At 65.6% G+C, this 15,755-nt stretch carries 16 protein-coding genes; 8 read left to right on the top strand and 8 right to left on the bottom strand.

What is annotated here, in order from left to right; translation table 11 throughout:
• The first annotated feature begins 7 nt into the window (after positions 1-7).
• Both DDZ17_RS08670 and DDZ17_RS08665 read left to right on the top strand, forming a co-directional pair.
• A complete protein-coding gene (locus DDZ17_RS08670) occupies positions 8-487 on the top strand; it encodes a VOC family protein (RefSeq protein ID WP_116365825.1) in 480 nt (159 codons plus the stop codon).
• Positions 474-1,259 (top strand): SDR family NAD(P)-dependent oxidoreductase, encoded by a 786-nt coding sequence (locus DDZ17_RS08665; RefSeq protein ID WP_116365823.1) that lies wholly within the window; start codon positions 474-476, stop codon positions 1,257-1,259. Before DDZ17_RS08670 ends, DDZ17_RS08665 begins: the two co-directional genes overlap by 14 nt.
• A gap of 730 nt (positions 1,260-1,989) precedes the next feature.
• On the opposite strand, the gene DDZ17_RS08660 is transcribed toward DDZ17_RS08665, so the two are convergent.
• Complete coding sequence (locus tag DDZ17_RS08660) at positions 1,990-2,697, bottom strand: anti-sigma factor family protein (RefSeq protein WP_116365821.1); 708 nt, start codon at positions 2,695-2,697, stop codon at positions 1,990-1,992.
• A gap of 11 nt (positions 2,698-2,708) precedes the next feature.
• Entirely contained in the window at positions 2,709-3,209 is a 501-nt protein-coding gene (locus DDZ17_RS08655) for an RNA polymerase sigma factor (protein WP_116365819.1), read from the bottom strand.
• 163 nt (positions 3,210-3,372) lie between these two features.
• Here DDZ17_RS08655 and DDZ17_RS08650 point away from each other — a divergent pair, with 163 nt between their 5' ends.
• The gene (locus DDZ17_RS08650; protein WP_241505830.1) at positions 3,373-5,166 is read left to right on the top strand and encodes a S8 family serine peptidase; all 1,794 of its coding nucleotides are present in this window, start codon (positions 3,373-3,375) and stop codon (positions 5,164-5,166) included.
• Here DDZ17_RS08650 and DDZ17_RS08645 read toward each other — a convergent pair.
• A complete protein-coding gene (locus tag DDZ17_RS08645; RefSeq protein ID WP_116365817.1) occupies positions 5,150-6,070 on the bottom strand; it encodes a surface lipoprotein assembly modifier in 921 nt (306 codons plus the stop codon). The genes DDZ17_RS08650 and DDZ17_RS08645 overlap by 17 nt on opposite strands.
• A 169-nt stretch (positions 6,071-6,239) precedes the next feature.
• On the opposite strand from DDZ17_RS08645, the gene DDZ17_RS08640 reads away from it, so the two are divergent.
• Positions 6,240-7,034 carry an alpha/beta hydrolase gene (locus DDZ17_RS08640; protein ID WP_116365815.1) on the top strand — a complete coding sequence of 265 codons (795 nt, stop codon included), beginning with the start codon at positions 6,240-6,242 and terminating at the stop codon, positions 7,032-7,034.
• Here DDZ17_RS08640 and hutG read toward each other — a convergent pair.
• The gene (hutG, locus tag DDZ17_RS08635) at positions 7,017-7,979 is read right to left on the bottom strand and encodes a formimidoylglutamase (RefSeq protein ID WP_116365813.1); all 963 of its coding nucleotides are present in this window, start codon (positions 7,977-7,979) and stop codon (positions 7,017-7,019) included. The two genes, DDZ17_RS08640 and hutG, sit on opposite strands and share 18 nt — an antisense overlap.
• Positions 7,966-9,186: an imidazolonepropionase gene (gene hutI / locus DDZ17_RS08630; RefSeq protein WP_116365811.1), complete on the bottom strand. Its 1,221-nt coding sequence runs from the start codon at positions 9,184-9,186 to the stop codon at positions 7,966-7,968. The genes hutG and hutI overlap by 14 nt, the downstream gene beginning before the upstream one ends.
• 133 nt (positions 9,187-9,319) lie before the next feature.
• Between hutI and hutC the strand changes: the two genes are divergently transcribed.
• The 4 genes from hutC (at position 9,320) to DDZ17_RS08610 (ending at position 14,124) form a co-directional block, all read left to right on the top strand.
• A complete protein-coding gene (gene hutC / locus DDZ17_RS08625; RefSeq protein WP_116365809.1) occupies positions 9,320-10,021 on the top strand; it encodes a histidine utilization repressor in 702 nt (233 codons plus the stop codon).
• Positions 10,022-10,035: 14 nt separating this feature from the next.
• Entirely contained in the window at positions 10,036-11,730 is a 1,695-nt protein-coding gene (hutU, locus tag DDZ17_RS08620; RefSeq protein WP_116365807.1) for a urocanate hydratase, read from the top strand.
• Entirely contained in the window at positions 11,727-13,262 is a 1,536-nt protein-coding gene (gene hutH, locus DDZ17_RS08615) for a histidine ammonia-lyase (RefSeq protein WP_116365805.1), read from the top strand. Before hutU ends, hutH begins: the two co-directional genes overlap by 4 nt.
• Before the next feature lie 283 nt (positions 13,263-13,545).
• On the top strand, positions 13,546-14,124 hold the full coding sequence (locus DDZ17_RS08610; protein WP_116365803.1) for a superoxide dismutase: 579 nt from the start codon (positions 13,546-13,548) through the stop codon (positions 14,122-14,124).
• A 91-nt stretch (positions 14,125-14,215) separates the two neighbouring features.
• Here DDZ17_RS08610 and DDZ17_RS08605 read toward each other — a convergent pair whose 3' ends face one another.
• The 3 genes from DDZ17_RS08605 to DDZ17_RS22380 are packed head-to-tail and all read right to left on the bottom strand — an operon-like array spanning position 14,216 to position 15,284.
• A complete protein-coding gene (locus DDZ17_RS08605) occupies positions 14,216-14,506 on the bottom strand; it encodes a hypothetical protein (RefSeq protein WP_116365801.1) in 291 nt (96 codons plus the stop codon).
• Between the two features lie 4 nt (positions 14,507-14,510).
• A complete protein-coding gene (locus tag DDZ17_RS08600) occupies positions 14,511-14,738 on the bottom strand; it encodes a helix-turn-helix domain-containing protein (protein ID WP_116365799.1) in 228 nt (75 codons plus the stop codon).
• 9 nt (positions 14,739-14,747) lie between these two features.
• Positions 14,748-15,284, bottom strand: a complete 537-nt coding sequence (locus DDZ17_RS22380) for a DUF2975 domain-containing protein (RefSeq protein WP_157976547.1) — start codon at positions 15,282-15,284, stop codon at positions 14,748-14,750.
• Between the last annotated feature and the right edge of the window lie 471 nt (positions 15,285-15,755).

The following is a 15,755-nucleotide window of genomic DNA, read 5'->3' as shown; positions in this document are numbered from 1 at the left end:
AATAACCATGACAGACGAACTTCGCACCCAACTGGACCTCGGGCCGATGGATCAGGTGGGTTTTGTGTTTCACGATGTCAAAGCGGCTATCGAGCGCTACCAGGGGGTGTTTGGCCCCTTCAGCTATCACGAGTTCGATGCCTACGAATACAACTACCGCGGGCAGCGCGAGCCCTGCCGGCTCAATATCGCCTTTGCCCGCAGTGGTGATATCGAGATTGAGTTTATCGAGTGGGTGTCCGGCGGCTCGCCGCACAAGGAGTTCCTGGATGCCGGCCGCGAGGGCATGCACCATGTGCGCTTCAAGGTGGCGGAGCTGAAGACGGCCGTAGCGGGGGCCGAAGGGCTAGGCTACCGGGCCATCTGGCACACCCAGTTTGCCGAGGGGCTGGCAGTGGCCTACATGGAACGTGAGGGCGACCCCGTCATCGTGGAGCTGTTTGAAGATAAGCACAACGGCAAGGTGGTGCCCGATGGCATTTCCTGAGCGCTACGGGCCGCTGGCGGTGGTCACCGGCGCCTCCTCCGGGATCGGGGTTGGCTTTGCCGAGGAACTGGCCGCCCGGGGCCTCAACCTGCTGCTGGTGGCGCGCCGCGGTGAGCGTCTTGAGCAACTCGCCGCGCGCCTGCGCAGCGAGTGCCAGGTGGCGGTGGATGTGCTGGTTGCCGACCTTGCCGACGCGGCCGGCATCGAGGCCCTGGCCCAGGCGATGGCGGGCCGCGACTGCGGATTGCTGGTCAGCAATGCGGGCTTTGGCCTCAAGGGCCCTCACGAGGCCAACGACCCGGCGGTGATGGCCGAACTGCTGCAACTCAATTGCCAGGCGCCCATGCAACTCTGCCATCGCCTGATTCCCGCCCTGCGGGCGCGGGGGCGCGGCGGCATTATCATCACCAGCTCGGTGGAGGGCTTGATCGGCGTGCCGTACTCGGCGGTGTACGCCGCCTCCAAAGCCTTCACCAACAGCCTGGCGGAAGGCCTCTGGGGCGAGCTGTCCCCCGCCGGTATCGACGTGCTGGCCCTGTGCCCGGGCAGTACCGACACCGAGGCCCACGACAAGCAGGGCATCGACCGCAGCACCCTGGAGGGCATGATGAGCCCGCGGGAGGTGGCGGCGGAGGCCCTCGATCACCTGACGCAGGGGCCAATCCATGTAGCGGGCGAACAGAACCGGGCCATGTTCGACGGCCTGCTGGCCATGCCGCGGCGCGACGCCCTGCTGGCGCTGGCGGACAACATCCGCAAGGCCCTGCTGTAGCTTGCCGCGCCCGTGTGGCCCCCAGGCCGCCCCGGGCGCCGGCCCTCAAGTTCCGCGTGCGCCGGCCGATAAGCCACTGAGGCGGTTATCACTGCACAAAAAAATCGAACTTTTCGGGAATAAGTGCCAGCGCCAACCCGTCAAGTGTATGAAAGTGGAGTGAAACCGCTTTGAGCGCAGGTTTGTCGCGTTGATTTGGGTATCGACCTCCGAAGCAGAACGGAGGCGCTGACCGGCAACACCTGCCTCGACTTTCAAAAAACGCCCGCCGCGACTGCGCAAGTGGTTGCGGCACCCGTCAGTGAGCTGTAAGGGCGAAACTGGCAACGGGACACAGGACCGGGGACCGCTAGCCCTCCGGGCCTGGACTCCAGAGCCTGCCGTCGACATGGGGCGGCAGGCTCTGCCACTCTCCTCCTCTATATTTTCGTCATCTTCGTCATTTCATCAATGGTGCCTTTCCCGGCGCTGTTTCGTTCGCACGTCTTTGCATTCATATCCCTTATCACGGCGTATTAGATGGCGGTAGATCGCTGGCATCCGGGCGCTGCTGGGCGGCCCTGTGCTGCGGCGGGGCAGGTGGCAGGGCTGGGAGGCGCGGTAACGGGCGCGTGGAAAAAGGAAAAGGAGCGGAAACGGAACAGAAAAGGGGAGGGGCGGAAAGGAAAAGGCGCGGCAGTCAATCAGCCGTGGAAGCGTTGGGGCCGCAGGTTGTGCGGCCCCGGCGGTATCAGCGCCAGTGCTGGTCGATCAGCCGGGCTTCCTCGGCGGCGCTCAGGGGAATGCCGGCGGCATGGCGATGGATGAAGTCGGAAATCGCATCGACATCGTCCGCGCCGGCGGGCAGGTAGTCGCCGCTGTTGTCGAGATCCGCGGGTTCGCCCACCTGCACTTCGGTCTGCCAGCCGCTGTCACCGCGACAGGCAACCCCGCGCCACTGCTGGCCGCCGTCCTGCAGCTGGTACTCGCGGCACCAGCGGCCATCATCGCCGGCAAAGCTCAGCACCGGGCGCAGCGAACGGCCATCGGCCAGGGTGAGCCACTCATCAGCGCTGGAGGGGGTTGTTTCCAGGGCCTGTGCCAGCAACGGGCCGTCATCGCCCGCCTGCCACTGGGGCGCCAGCACCAGGCCGACGCTGGCCACCAGCGAGGCGGCAATGGCAAAGCCCACGGCGGCGCGGCCACGGCGTGACGGGAAGGGGATAACCCGGGCCGACTGGGATACCGGCGCCAGCAGTTCGGCGACGTGCGAGGGCACGCCCCCGGCGGCGCCCTGCTCGGCAAAGGCCCTTACGGCGTCGTCGGCCTGCTTCAGGCGGCGCAGTTCGGCCGCCAGTGGGGCCTCCTGGGCCAGCCGCTGCTCCAGGCGGGCAACGTCCCCGGCGGGCAGTTCGCCGTCGAGGTATTGTGATAGCAGTTCCAGATCCTGAGTGGTCATATAGCGCTCGGTCAGTCGTCTTCAGCCAAACTAATGGTGGTTGCCAGTTGCTTCCGTGCCCGTGCGATCCTGCTCATGATGGTCCCAACGGGAACCTCCAGAATCTCGGCGGCCTCGGCGTAGGTTTTGCCCTCCACCGCTACCAGCGTCAGCGCCAGGCGCTGCTCGTCTGCCAGCTGTTCCAGGGCGGCACCTACCGCACTTACCTGCCGCTCGCGGCCGGCAACCTGTTCCGCAGAAGGAGAGCTCTCCGGCTCTTCCGCCTGCTCGGGATATCGCTGCCTGACCTCCCGCGAGCGCAGTTCATCGATCCAGGCGTTCTTGCACACCCGATACGCCCACTTTGCCGGGTGGGCGTCCTCGGGCATTCCCTTCTCGAGAACCTTTTCCACGGTGGCCTGCAGAAGATCGTCCGCATCGGCTTGACTCCCAGTGAGAGAAAAGCAGAATCTCTTCAGGCCACTCAGCTCCGCGAGCAAAGCCTCTCGCTGAGAGCTGTTGAGTGATGGCATAATGTCCCTGTTATGACCTTGACGTGTTGGGCGGGGATTCTATTCCATCTACCGGAATATATCTTGTGCTGAGACGTCTTTCGTACAGGTCCTTCCTTTTCTACGCGCAGCAGGTCCCCCTATGCCTGACTCACCTTGTTTCCAGACGCTTATTCGAGCCTCTTTGCTGAAGCGCGCACTGCTGCGCCTGCGGCACACCGGCGCGCTATCCCTGATGGTTGGGGCGCTCGTGCTGGCGGGGCCGGCTCCGGTGGGCGCCAATACCCCCTGCTGCTTTATCGGGGATGACGAGATCGAAGAGGAAGTTACCGATCAGGTGGAAGAAGAGGTGACCGACCAGGTCGAGGAGGAAACCGAAGAAGACGTTGAAGGCGATATCGAGGAAGAGGTCGAGGAAGAGGTCGCCAACCAGGTCGAAGGCACGGTAGAAGAAACCATCGAAGGCAATATCGAGCAGGAAATCGAAGCCAATATCGAGGACGACGTACAGGCCAGCGTAGAGGAGTCCATCGAAACCGGGGTGGAGGAATCCATCGAATCCGGTGTGGAGAGTGCCGTTGAGGACAACGTCGAGCAGGTGGTGGAATCGGCGGTGGAAGACAGTGTGGAAAGCAGTGTCGAGGTGGCCGTCGAGGACTCGGTGGAAGACGGTGTTGAAGCGGGCGTGGAAGCCGGGATCGAGGACACGATCGAAAACACCGTAGAGAACACCGTCGAGAGCACTGTCGAAGTCGCGGTGGAAAGCCAGGTGGAGAGCCAGGTCGAGGAATCGGTGGAAACCAGCGTTGAGAGCAACGTCGAAGCCGCCGTGGCCACCACCATCGAGGATCGCCTGGAAAGCGAGATCGACGAGATCCTGGACGAGATCGAGAACAAACTGGAAGTGAACGAGGACCGCATCCAGACCGCCCAGTGGCTGGTCATGGCGGAACCCGAGGCCTTCGACGAACTGGCGGAGAAGGGCTACCTGTTCGACAACGTCACCGAGTTGCCCGGCATGGGGTTGCGCCTGGCGGAGGTCGCCGCGCCGTCCACCTTCGAGATTTCCGAGGTGCGCCAGGGGGTGGTGGATGTGGTGGGCTCCGAGCGCGCCGATGTGGATTTGAACCACTTCTATACGGCCGGCTCGCCCATTGAGCACAGCATTGAGGGTATTGCCCCGCGCACTGCGGTGCCGTTCCCGGCGGATGTCGACGAACTCGGCCTGCGCATCGGCATGATCGACAGCCAGGTGGACACCAGCCACCCGGCGCTGGTGCACTCCAGCATTCAGTCACAGTCCTTCGTGCGCCAGAACGCCCGGACCCCGGCCTTCCACGGCACCGCTATCGCCTCGATCATTGCCGCCAACAGCGACGATTACCAGGGGCTGGCACCCCACGCCAAACTGTTTGCCGCCGGCGTCTTCGAGCAGGATGGCGAGCGCGGCGAGGTGGCCTCCACGGTCAGCCTGGTGCGGGCCCTGGACTGGCTGGTGACCGCCGGCGTGGACGTGGTCAACGTAAGCCTGGCGGGGCCGCCCAACCGCCTGCTGGAAACCGCACTAGACCGGGCCTCTGAACGCGGGGTGCTGATTCTGGCGGCGGCGGGCAACGGCGGCCCGGTAGCCAAGCCCAAGTACCCCGCCGCCTACCCCTCGGTGGTTGCGGTCACGGCGGTGGATACCGCCGGCCGGGCCTTCCGCCTGGCCAACCGCGGGGATTATCTCGACATTGCCGCCCCCGGGGTGGGCATGCTGCACGCCCGGGCCGGGGGCGGTTACGCCACGTCTTCGGGCACTTCCTTTGCCGTGCCCTTCGCGACCACCGCGGCGGCTCGGCTGCGCTTTTTGCAACCCGGCACCAACGTGCTGGAGAGCCTGTACCGCAGTGTGCAGGATCTCGGTGCGCCGGGGCGCGATGAAGTGTACGGCTACGGCCTGCTGCAGCCGCTGGCGCTGGTTACCAGCGGTAGATAAAGCGGCTGCCGATGATGTTCTGGTTGTAATCGGCCGGGGCGAAGTTGGATTCAAAATCACCGTAGCCGGCGTAGAACTGCAGCGCCGCGCGGGTCATCACCGGTACTTCCAGGTCCAGCTGCAGCCGCTGGCGCCGGTCTTCCCGCTCTGCGCCGATGCTGGGCGTGTCCGACTGGTAGTCGCGCATTTCGTAGCGCCAGGCCAGCTCCAGCTTGATGGAGCGCTGCAACAGGTCAAAGCGGTGGATGTAGCGCAGCTTGAGGGCGTTGGACTGGTAGTCGAAAGGGTCCCCCTCGGCATCTTCGTCGCGAAAGCGGTAACCCAAGTTGAAGTAACTGCGCAGGCCCCGGCGGAAGAAGTAGAGATCCGCTTCGGCGGCCTGGGTGCTGGCGTCCCGCTCCGGGCTCTGGGCCAGGGTTTTATCGGCGTACACATAGGCCGCGCGGCCAAACCACTTCTTGCCGAGAAAGCCTGACACCGTGGGGGAGAGCCGGCTCAGGCGCAGGAAGCTGCTGCCATCCAGGCGGGAGTTGATATAAAACCCCGTGAGGCCAATATCCGCGCCCCCCACATCGTGGGAGAGGTTGGCTCCGAGGATATGGGTCTGGCGGTTGACGTTGTCGAAATCCCGGTAGAGGTTCTGGTTGAAGTCGTAGGACAGGCCCAGGTCGGTTTTGTCCGACAGGGCCTTTTTCATCGACACCTCGGCATCCAGGGTGGCGGCGTAGTCACTCTGGTTACTGCTGGCATCGAGTTCGTCCACCGCGACATTGCTGTCATACTCCAGGCCCACGCCCACTTCCGCCGCGTATTCAGCGGGGCGGCTGGTGGTTTTTTCGTCCGCGTGGGCGAAATGGCAGCAAGCGAGCGCCAACAGGACGCCCGTGCCGGAGGGCCATCGCATTCGGGGGGATCCTTGAACTCGAATCGGGGCAGAAGCGAAAGACTAACCAAGGATGCAGGCCGCCTCAAGCTTTGTGTGCCACGGCTTTGGGTACAGCAGCTGGTGGGCCACGGCTAGTGTGTCACGGCATGGTATGTCACGGCGCGCGGTATCCACACAGGGTGAGTGAATGATCGACGAGCAACATTTTGATATCCCCGGCCCCGACGGCCGCAGGCTTGCCTGCCGCCACCGCCAGGGCAGCGGCCCGGGGGTGCTTTTTTGCCCCGGGTTTCACTCGGACATGCTGGGCAGCAAGGCCGAGGCCCTGGCGGCGTGGAGCGCGCGTACCGGGCGGCCCTTTACCCGTTTTGACTATAGCGGCCACGGTGCTTCGAGCGGTGAATTTGCCGAGGGCACCATCGGCGCCTGGCTGGCGGACGCGCTGGCTGTGCTGGATGCGGTCACCCGGGGGCCGCAGGTGCTGGTGGGCTCGTCCATGGGCGGCTGGCTGTCGCTGTTGATGGCGCTGGCCCGGCCCGAGCGGGTTTGCGCCTTGCTGCTGATTGCCCCGGCGCCGGACTTTACCGACCGCCTGTACCGGGACCGGCTGACAGCGGCCCAGCGCCAGCAGCTGGATTGCGAGGGTGTGTGCCTGCTGCCTTCAGAGTACGACGAGGCTCCCTGGCCCATCAGCCGGCAGTTGATTGACGAGGCGCGGCAGCATTTTCTTTGCGGCGAGGCCAGCGGCGGCACCGGCAGTGAGGGCATTGCCCTGGATATGCCGGTGGTCATGCTGCAGGGCCAGCGGGACGATTCGGTGCCCTGGCAGCTGACCCTGGAACTGGCCGAGCGCATTCGCAGCCCCGATGTGGAACTGCAGCTAATCAAGAACGGCGACCACCGCCTGTCGGAGGCGCCCGACCTGCAGCGCATGGTGAGCGCGCTGGATAACCTGCTGGAGCGCTTAGCCGCTCGGGCCTAGGCGGCGCGCTGCCAGCAGGGTGTCCAGCACACGGGCACCGAGGCGGGCGGTGCGGGCGTCGATATCCAGCGGCGGGCAGAGCTCCGCCACGTCCGCCATCAGCCAGTGCACAGCGCAGTCGCGGCAGAGCTCGCCGATCAGTGCAATCTGCCGCAGCACCCACGCCGGGTCGACTCCCGGCGCGGCGGGCGCGCTGACCCCCGGCGCACTGGCCGGGGGGAATACATCCAGGCAGACGGTGACGTAAAGGGCATCCAGCGGGGTGATAAACGCACTCAGCAGAGCCCGGGCGGCGTCGTTGTGGCAGTCGGTATCTTGCAGGTGAACGGCGCCCAGGGCCGCGGCGCGCTGGAACAGGGCGGCAGTGTTGGCGGTGGGGGCGGCGCCGATGCAGCAGTAGTCAAAGGGCAGGCCGCGGGCCTCGCAGTCCCTGGCAACCTGGTAGAAGGGCGTGCCGGAACTGGCGTGGGGCGCCGGCAGGCGCAGGTCGAAATGGGCATCAAAGTTGATGATGCCCAGCCGCTGCCCCGCATGGCGGCGGGTCAGAAAATCCCGGCAGCCCAGATAGCTGGCCCAGCCAATTTCGTGGCCGCCGCCAAGCCCGAGCACAAAATGCCCCTGGGCCAGCAGCTCGGCAAGCTGCGCCGCATAGCTCGCCTGGCTGGCGGCCAGATCGTCGCCGGCCTCGATATCCCCCGCATCCAGCAGCCCCGTTGAGTGGTGCCAGGCCATGTTGGCCAGGGCGCCGCGCAGGGCCCGGGGGCCTGCGGCGGCACCGGGGCGGCCCTTGTTGCGGCGCACACCGATGTCGGAGGCAAAGCCCAACAGGGCGGCGCCCGGCCCGCTGCCAGCGCCGCGCTGGATGACCTGATGCCAGCGCAGGCCCAGGTCGCCGTCCTCGGCATCCACCCGCCCCTGCCAGGGGCTGGCGTTACTCAGCGTCATAATAGTCACCGCCGACAAAACGGGCGGTTGGCCGGTGGCAGTTCAGGGCGTAGCTGAGGGCCGCGGGGGTGTCGATGTCCCACAGCAGGATGTCGGCCCGCTGGCCGGCCACCAGTTGCCCGCGATCCGCAAGGCCCAGGGCCCGGGCAGCGTTGTGGGTGGCGCCGCGCAGGGCCTCTTCGGGACTCAGGCGAAACAGCACGCAGGCCTGGTTCATCGCGGTGAGCAGCGAGGCCATGGGCGAGGTGCCGGGGTTCAGGTCGGTGGCCACCGCCAGGGGCACACCGGCCTGGCGCAGGGCGTCCAAGGGCGGCAACTGCTGCTCGCGCAGGTAATAGAAGGCGCCGGGCAGGATCACCGCCACCGTGCCGGCTTCGGCCAGGGCCGCCACATCGTCGGCGGCCAGGTATTCCAGATGGTCGGCCGACAGGGCGCGGTAGCGGGCGGCCAGGCGCGCGCCCTTCAAATCGCTCAGCTGCTCTGCGTGGGCCTTGATGGGCAGGCCCAGCGCGCTGGCCGCCTGGAACACCCGTTCGCACTGGCCCGGGGTAAAGCCGACCCCCTCGCAGAAGACGTCCACCGCATCCGCCAGCCCCGCCTCGGCCACCGCCGGCAGCCATTGCTGGCACAGGGTGTCGATGTAGTCATCCGCCTGGGCGAACTCCGGCGGCAGGGCGTGGGCGCCGAGGAAGGTGGTGCGCACCGTTACCGGCAGGGCTTCGCCCAGGCGGCGGGCCACGCGCAGCATTTTCAGTTCGTCGGCGAGGGTCAGGCCATAGCCTGATTTGATCTCCACCGTGGTCACCCCTTCGTGCACCAGCCGCTGCAGGCGGCTGCGGGCACTTTCAAACAATGCCTCTTCGCTGGCCGCGCGGGTGGCCTGCACGGTGCTGAGAATGCCGCCGCCGGCGCGGGCGATGTCCTCGTAGCTAGCTCCCAGCAGGCGCTGCTCGAACTCGCCGGCACGGCTGCCGCCAAATACCAGGTGGGTGTGGCAGTCCACCAGCCCGGGGGTGGCCCAACGCCCGCCGCCATCCAGATGCTGCGCCGCGGCCAGATCCGGCAGGTCGCTTTGCGGCCCGGCGTAGAGAATACGCTCGCCGCACAAAGCCAGTGCACCCTGGGCCACCTCGCCATAGGGCGTGCCCCCTTCGGTGAGGGTGGCCAGGCGGAGGTTGCTGATCAGCCAGTCGCAGCGCTGGGCCATGGGGTACTCCTGTGGTGGGGTCTGTGTATTTTAGTTTGTATATACAACCATAGACAAGCTAGACTGTGGGCTGTTCCCGGCGCTGTGCTTGTGCAGTGGTTTGCCCGCAGCGCCCCGCACCCGGTGTTCGCCCATGGCCATTCCCCAGTACATTCGCATCAAAGACGCCGTGCGCCGGCGCATTGAGCAGGCCGAATTGCGCCCCGGCGACCGCGTGCCCTCGGAAAACCAACTGGTGGCGGAGTTCGGGGTGAGCCGCATGACGGCCCGCCGCGCCCTGCTGGAACTGGCGGACGAGGGCCTGCTGCAGCGCACCCAGGGTTTGGGCAGCTTTGTTGCCGACCTGCGGCCGCTGAGTTCCATCAGCCAGATTCGCAATATCGCCGAGGAAATTCGCCAGCGTGGCCATGTGCACAGCTGCCGGGTGCTGGTGCTGAACGCACTGCCGGCCCCAGCCGAGCTGGCGGCGCACATGGGCCTGGCGGCGGGGGAGCTGCTTTACCACAGCGTGCTGGTGCACCTGGAGAACGCGCTGCCGCTGCAGTGGGAGAGCCGCCACGTTACCGCCAGCCTGGCTCCGGACTATCTGCAGCAGGACTTCAGCCAAACCACGCCCAGCGCCTATCTCTCTGCGGTGGCGCCCCTGGCCGAGGCCGACCAGACCGTGGAAGCGGTGCTGCCGGCACCGAGCGTTGCCGATGCCCTGGCCATGCCCGGCGACCAGCCCTGCCTGAAAATCACCCGGCGCACCTTCTCCCACCGCGGTGTGGTGTCCCTGGCGGAGCTTTTGCACCCCGGGGATCGCTACCGCCTGGGTTCCCATATCGACGCCTGACAACGAGGTACCCCATGACCCGCAACGACCCCACGCGACACATCAAGGCCCCCACGGGGACGGCGCTCACCGCCCGCAGCTGGCTCACCGAGGCCCCCCTGCGCATGCTGATGAACAACCTGGACCCGGCGGTGGCGGAGCACCCCGCCAGCCTTGTGGTGTACGGTGGCATCGGCCGTGCGGCCCGGGACTGGGAGAGCTTTGATGCCATCGTCGAGGTGCTCAAGCGCCTGGGCGACGACGAAACCCTGCTGATCCAGAGCGGCAAGCCGGTGGGCGTGTTCCCCACCCACGCCGATGCGCCACGGGTGCTGCTGGCCAACTCCAACCTGGTGCCCCACTGGGCCAACTGGGAGCACTTCAACGCGCTCGACCGCCAGGGCCTGATGATGTACGGCCAGATGACGGCCGGTTCGTGGATCTACATTGGCTCCCAGGGCATTGTGCAGGGCACCTACGAGACCTTCGCCGCGGTGGCGCGCCAGCATTTTGACGGGCAGGCCAGCGGCCGCTGGATTCTCACCGGAGGGCTCGGCGGCATGGGCGGCGCCCAGCCGCTGGCGGCGACCATGGCCGGCTTTTGCATGCTGGCGGTGGAGGTGGACGAGAGCCGCATCGACTTCCGCCTGCGCACCGGCTACGTCGATAAAAAGGCCGCCAGCCTGGATGAGGCCCTGGCGATGATCGACAGCGCCCGCGAGCAGGGCGAGGCCATCTCCGTGGGCCTGCTGGGCAATGCCGCCGAGGTGTTCCCGGAGCTGGTCAAACGCGGCATCACCCCGGACGTTGTCACCGACCAGACCAGCGCCCACGACCCCCTGAACGGCTATCTGCCGGCGGGCTGGGCGATGAGTGAGGGCGCCGAGCGGCGCCTCAGCGACCCGGCAGGCGTGGTGGCGGCGGCCAAACAGTCGATGGCGGTGCAGGTGCAGGCCATGCTGGATTTGCAGGCCGCCGGCGCCGCCACCCTGGATTATGGCAACAACATCCGCCAAATGGCGCTGGAGGAAGGGGTGGAGAACGCCTTCGACTTCCCCGGCTTTGTGCCGGCCTATATCCGCCCCCTGTTCTGCGAGGGCATTGGCCCCTTCCGCTGGGTGGCCCTGAGCGGTGACCCCGAGGACATCTACCGCACCGACGCCAGGGTCAAGGAGCTGATTCCCGACAACCCGCAACTGCACAACTGGCTGGACATGGCCCGGCAGCGCATCCACTTCCAGGGCCTGCCGGCGCGCATCTGCTGGGTGGGGCTACAGGATCGCGCCCGCCTGGGCCTGGCCTTCAACGCCATGGTGCGCAGCGGCGAACTGAAGGCGCCCATAGTGATTGGCCGCGACCACCTGGATTCCGGCTCGGTGGCCTCGCCCAACCGCGAAACCGAGGCCATGCGCGACGGCTCCGACGCCGTGTCCGACTGGCCTCTGCTCAATGCCCTGCTGAACACCGCCGGCGGCGCCACCTGGGTCAGCCTGCACCACGGCGGCGGGGTAGGCATGGGCTTCAGCCAGCACGCCGGGGTGGTGATTGTCTGCGACGGCAGCGAGGCCGCAGACCGGCGCCTGGCCCGGGTGCTGCACAACGACCCGGCCACCGGCGTTATGCGCCACGCCGATGCCGGCTACGACATCGCCCTGGACTGCGCCCGCCGCAACCAGCTGGATTTGCCGATGATCAGCCGCGCCGGCCAGCACAACGGAGGTGCCGCATGACCCGGCAAACCCTGACCATCACCCCGGGCACGCTCGATCTTGCCACCCTGCGCCGGGTCAACCGCGCGCCCCACACCCTGCACCTGGACAGCAGCTGCCACGGGGCCATCGACGCCGCCGCTGCCACCGTGGCCAGGGTGCTGGAAGAGGGGCGGGTGGTGTACGGCATCAACACCGGCTTTGGCCTGTTGGCCAACACCCGCATCCCGCCTGATGAACTCGAGCAACTGCAGCGCAGCATCGTCCTGTCCCACGCGGCCGGCATTGGCAGCTTCATGGACGAGAGCACCGTGCGCCTGATGATGGTGCTGAAAATCAACTCCCTGGCCCGGGGCTATTCCGGCATCCGCCGGTCGGTGATTGAGAACCTCATTGCCCTGCTGAACGCCGAGGTTTACCCGGCGGTGCCCCGCAAAGGCTCGGTGGGGGCCTCCGGCGATCTGGCGCCTTTGGCCCACATGAGCGCCGTGCTGCTGGGGGAGGGCGAGGCCCTGCACCGGGGCGAGCGCATCAGTGCGGCGAAAGCCCTGGACCTTGCCGGGCTGCAGCCGGTGCAACTGGCGCCCAAGGAGGGCCTGGCCCTGCTGAATGGCACCCAGGCCAGTACCGCCTTTGCCCTGCAAGGGCTGTTTGCCGCCGAAGTGGCCCTGAAGAGCGCCACCGTGATTGGCGCCATGGCGGTGGAGGCAGCCCGCGGCTCGCGCACCCCCTTCGACGCGCGCATTCACGCCATTCGCGGCCACGTAGCCCAGCAGGACATGGCCGCCTGCTACCGCGCCCTGCTGCGGGAGGAGAGCGAGATTGGCCGCTCCCACGAGGACTGCGAAAAAGTGCAGGACCCGTACTCCCTGCGCTGCCAGCCCCAGGTGATGGGCGCCTGCCTGGCGCAGATCCGCTTTGCCTCAGACACCCTGCTGGCCGAGGCCAACGGCGTATCCGACAACCCCCTGGTGTTCAGCGACAGCGGCGATATTCTTTCCGGCGGCAACTTCCACGCCGAGCCGGTGGCCATGGCGGCCGACATGCTGGCCATTGCCCTGGCCGAGATTGGCGCCCTGTCCGAGCGCCGCATGGCGCTGCTGATCGACACCTCCCTGAGCGGCCTGCCGCCCTTTCTGGTGGAAAACGGCGGGGTGAACTCCGGCTTTATGATTGCCCAGGTGACCGCCGCGGCCCTGGCCAGCGAGAACAAAACCCTGGCCCACCCGGCGTCCATCGATTCGCTGCCGACCTCCGCCAACCAGGAAGACCACGTGTCCATGGCCACCTTTGCCGGGCGGCGCCTGGCGGATATCTTCGAGAACGTGGCCGGCATACTGGCGGTGGAGTGGCTGGCGGCGGCCCAGGGCCTGGACTTTCGCCGCCCGCTGCATGCCAGCGAGCCAGTGGAGGGCGCCCACCGCCTGCTGCGCAACGCCGTGCCCTTTTACGACAAGGACCGCTACTTCGCGCCCGATATCGCCGCGGCCAGCGGCCTAATCGCCAGTGGCGAGCTGGCCCTTGCCCTGGATGCAAGCTTGCTGGGGTTCTGATGGCTGGCGCGCATTTGAAACCGCGCCGCAAGATTGGCATCCTCCGTGCTTATGCAAGAGCAAGTGCAAGCCAAGCGCCGTCGCCGGGTTTGTCCTGCCGGCAGTCTGCACCACCGTAGTGCGTACAGGGTGCAGGCGGGCGCATTTGGCCGGGGCAGGGCGGGTAAGCGAACCGCCGCCGCCCCCGGCAAGTGCCAATTGTCACCAACTTTCCGTATAGTACGCACCCGCTGACTGCGCCCTTTCCGGGTTCTGCGAACGACAACTACAGGAGTCACTTTCCATGGCTATTACACTTCCCGAGCTGCCCTACGCAATGAATGCACTGGAGCCCCACATCTCCCAGGAGACCCTGGAGTTCCACTACGGCAAACACCACGCCACCTACGTCGACAAACTCGGCCCGCTGATTGAAGGTACCGACCTGGCCGACGCCGACCTGGAGACCATCGTCAAGAAATCCAGCGGTGGCGTGTTCAACAACGCGGCCCAGGTGTGGAATCACACCTTCTACTGGAACTGCCTGAGCCCCAATGGCGGCGGCGCTGCCACCGGTGCCGTGGCCGACAAAATCAACGCCGCCTTCGGCTCCTTCGACAAGTTCAAGGAAGAGTTCACCGCCAGCGCCGTGGGTAACTTCGGTTCCGGCTGGACCTGGCTGGTAGAAAAAGCCGATGGTTCCGTGGCCATCGTCAACACCAGCAATGCCGAAACCCCGCTGACCGGCAGCGACAAGCCCCTGCTGACCGTCGACGTGTGGGAGCACGCTTACTACATCGACTACCGCAACGCCCGTCCCAAGTACATGGACGCCTTCTGGGCGCTGGTGAACTGGGAATTCGTGAACGCGAACCTGGGCTGATTGGTGCGCCAGGCACCGGCATCACATCGCTGACCGGCAAGTGATGCAAAGCCCGGCCTGATACCGATCAGGCCGGGCTTTTTTTTGCAGATTATTCGAACAGCGCCGCCAGGCAATCAATCATCGGCTGGAAGGCTGCCTGGGTGGCATCAGCCGCGGCTGCATCCGCGCCGTTGCTGACACTGAATCCGCCGGTTTTAGTCAGCGGGCTGGACTGGGTATCAACGTCCATTTGCAGGGACACCGAGAAGGTCTCCCCGGGCGGGGCCAGGGCAAGGCACTGGCTCATGCCTGCCGGGTCGCCGGCCTGGCTGTTGAGTGCCAGGGTGCCGAGACCCGTACAGATCCCTGTAAAAAGCAGGGCTGTGATGCGTTTGTTCATAGGCTTAGTCCTCATTGTCAGTAGGTGAAGAACTGCTGTATTCCAGAATGTCTCCGGGTTGGCAGTCGAGCTCGGCGCAGATTTTCTCCAGCGTTTCAAACCTGACACCTTTGACCTTGCCGGACTTCAACAGCGACAGATTCTGCTCACTGATGCCTATCCGCCGGGCCAATTCCTTGGATTTCATTTTTTTCAGCGACAGCTGCACATCAAGGCGCACGATGATCGGCATGGCGCCCTCCTAGACAAACGACTGGTTTTCGCGTTCGAGGCTGGCTGCGGCCGCCATCACCCAGGTGATGACCTTCAGCACCAGCGCGCCGAACAGGGCGAATAGATGGGCATGGGTAAAGCTCACCGAAATGTGCGGGGCCGGGCCGTCGTAAGACAGCAATACGCTGATGGCGGATTTGGCCAGCATCACCAGCAGCACAAAGGCCAGGGCGTAGTTGGACAGGCGGGTGTACAGCGCCACGTTGTCGTCGGCGAAGTAGATGCCCTGGGCATAAAGCGTGAACAGCTGGCGCAGGCGCCACAGGGCCAGCGCCACGCAACTGCCGGGAAGAAACGTCAGCAATATACCGGCGATGGATTTTGCCGGTGCCGGTGGCCAGTCGGAGAGCGGCGTGCGGCCGGCGTCAAAGGGCATGCCGTCGATCCATGCCGCCACCGGCAGCAACCAGTGATGAGCCAGGTAAAAAGGCAGCGCAATCAGCAGCAGCAGGCACAAGTGCCGCATGAACTGGCTGACCGTGCGAATTCTGTTCGGGTGCACCATAGGACGTGTCTCTCGCAATAAATTAATGTAAAACAATAATAAATGTATCCTATATTTGATTGTTGTCAATAGGGGAAGGCACAGGGAAGGGCGCAGGGAAGAGCGCAGGGAAGGGTAAAGAGACGAGCGGTTTGCCGGCGCTACGTCTGCGCCTCGCTTGCCCAATGGCGCAGACGCGCCTGCGCGACATCCTGTGGAATGGGAATAGTTGGCGCTGCTTGTCATTGCGCCGCTGTGGAATACGGCTAAGCTAGCCTGTCTGAATATCGATTGATCAGGTCGTTCCATGAACCGCACCCAACACAAACAAAGCATTTGTCGCTGGCAGCACTCGCTGTCCGTGGCGGCTTATCTGTGTCGAAGTGCGTTCAGCGTACCGGTGCAGAAGATGCGCCCCGTGGGCTTTAAAGCGCCACTGAACACCTGACCCGAGCTCACAGCAGAGGAAGGTGTAACGCCTTCCTCCTTTTC

The sequence above is a fragment of the Parahaliea mediterranea genome (genome assembly GCF_003402235.1).
Taxonomy (GTDB): Bacteria; Pseudomonadota; Gammaproteobacteria; order Pseudomonadales; family Halieaceae; genus Parahaliea; species Parahaliea mediterranea.
Note: the sequence above shows the minus strand (reverse complement) of the source record. Positions and strands in the feature narration are given on the sequence as shown.

What these genes read in the sequence shown, in the direction of transcription:
- DDZ17_RS08670 (WP_116365825.1), top strand. Translation starts at nt 8, where the DNA reads ATGACAGACGAACTTCGCACCCAACTGGACCTCGGGCCGATGGATCAG.
- DDZ17_RS08665 (WP_116365823.1), top strand. Translation starts at nt 474, where the DNA reads ATGGCATTTCCTGAGCGCTACGGGCCGCTGGCGGTGGTCACCGGCGCC.
- DDZ17_RS08660 (WP_116365821.1), bottom strand. Translation starts at nt 2,697, where the DNA reads ATGACCACTCAGGATCTGGAACTGCTATCACAATACCTCGACGGCGAA.
- DDZ17_RS08655 (WP_116365819.1), bottom strand. Translation starts at nt 3,209, where the DNA reads ATGCCATCACTCAACAGCTCTCAGCGAGAGGCTTTGCTCGCGGAGCTG.
- DDZ17_RS08645 (WP_116365817.1), bottom strand. Translation starts at nt 6,070, where the DNA reads ATGCGATGGCCCTCCGGCACGGGCGTCCTGTTGGCGCTCGCTTGCTGC.
- DDZ17_RS08640 (WP_116365815.1), top strand. Translation starts at nt 6,240, where the DNA reads ATGATCGACGAGCAACATTTTGATATCCCCGGCCCCGACGGCCGCAGG.
- hutG (WP_116365813.1), bottom strand. Translation starts at nt 7,979, where the DNA reads ATGACGCTGAGTAACGCCAGCCCCTGGCAGGGGCGGGTGGATGCCGAG.
- hutI (WP_116365811.1), bottom strand. Translation starts at nt 9,186, where the DNA reads ATGGCCCAGCGCTGCGACTGGCTGATCAGCAACCTCCGCCTGGCCACC.
- hutC (WP_116365809.1), top strand. Translation starts at nt 9,320, where the DNA reads ATGGCCATTCCCCAGTACATTCGCATCAAAGACGCCGTGCGCCGGCGC.
- hutU (WP_116365807.1), top strand. Translation starts at nt 10,036, where the DNA reads ATGACCCGCAACGACCCCACGCGACACATCAAGGCCCCCACGGGGACG.
- hutH (WP_116365805.1), top strand. Translation starts at nt 11,727, where the DNA reads ATGACCCGGCAAACCCTGACCATCACCCCGGGCACGCTCGATCTTGCC.
- DDZ17_RS08610 (WP_116365803.1), top strand. Translation starts at nt 13,546, where the DNA reads ATGGCTATTACACTTCCCGAGCTGCCCTACGCAATGAATGCACTGGAG.
- DDZ17_RS08605 (WP_116365801.1), bottom strand. Translation starts at nt 14,506, where the DNA reads ATGAACAAACGCATCACAGCCCTGCTTTTTACAGGGATCTGTACGGGT.
- DDZ17_RS08600 (WP_116365799.1), bottom strand. Translation starts at nt 14,738, where the DNA reads ATGCCGATCATCGTGCGCCTTGATGTGCAGCTGTCGCTGAAAAAAATG.
- DDZ17_RS22380 (WP_157976547.1), bottom strand. Translation starts at nt 15,284, where the DNA reads ATGGTGCACCCGAACAGAATTCGCACGGTCAGCCAGTTCATGCGGCAC.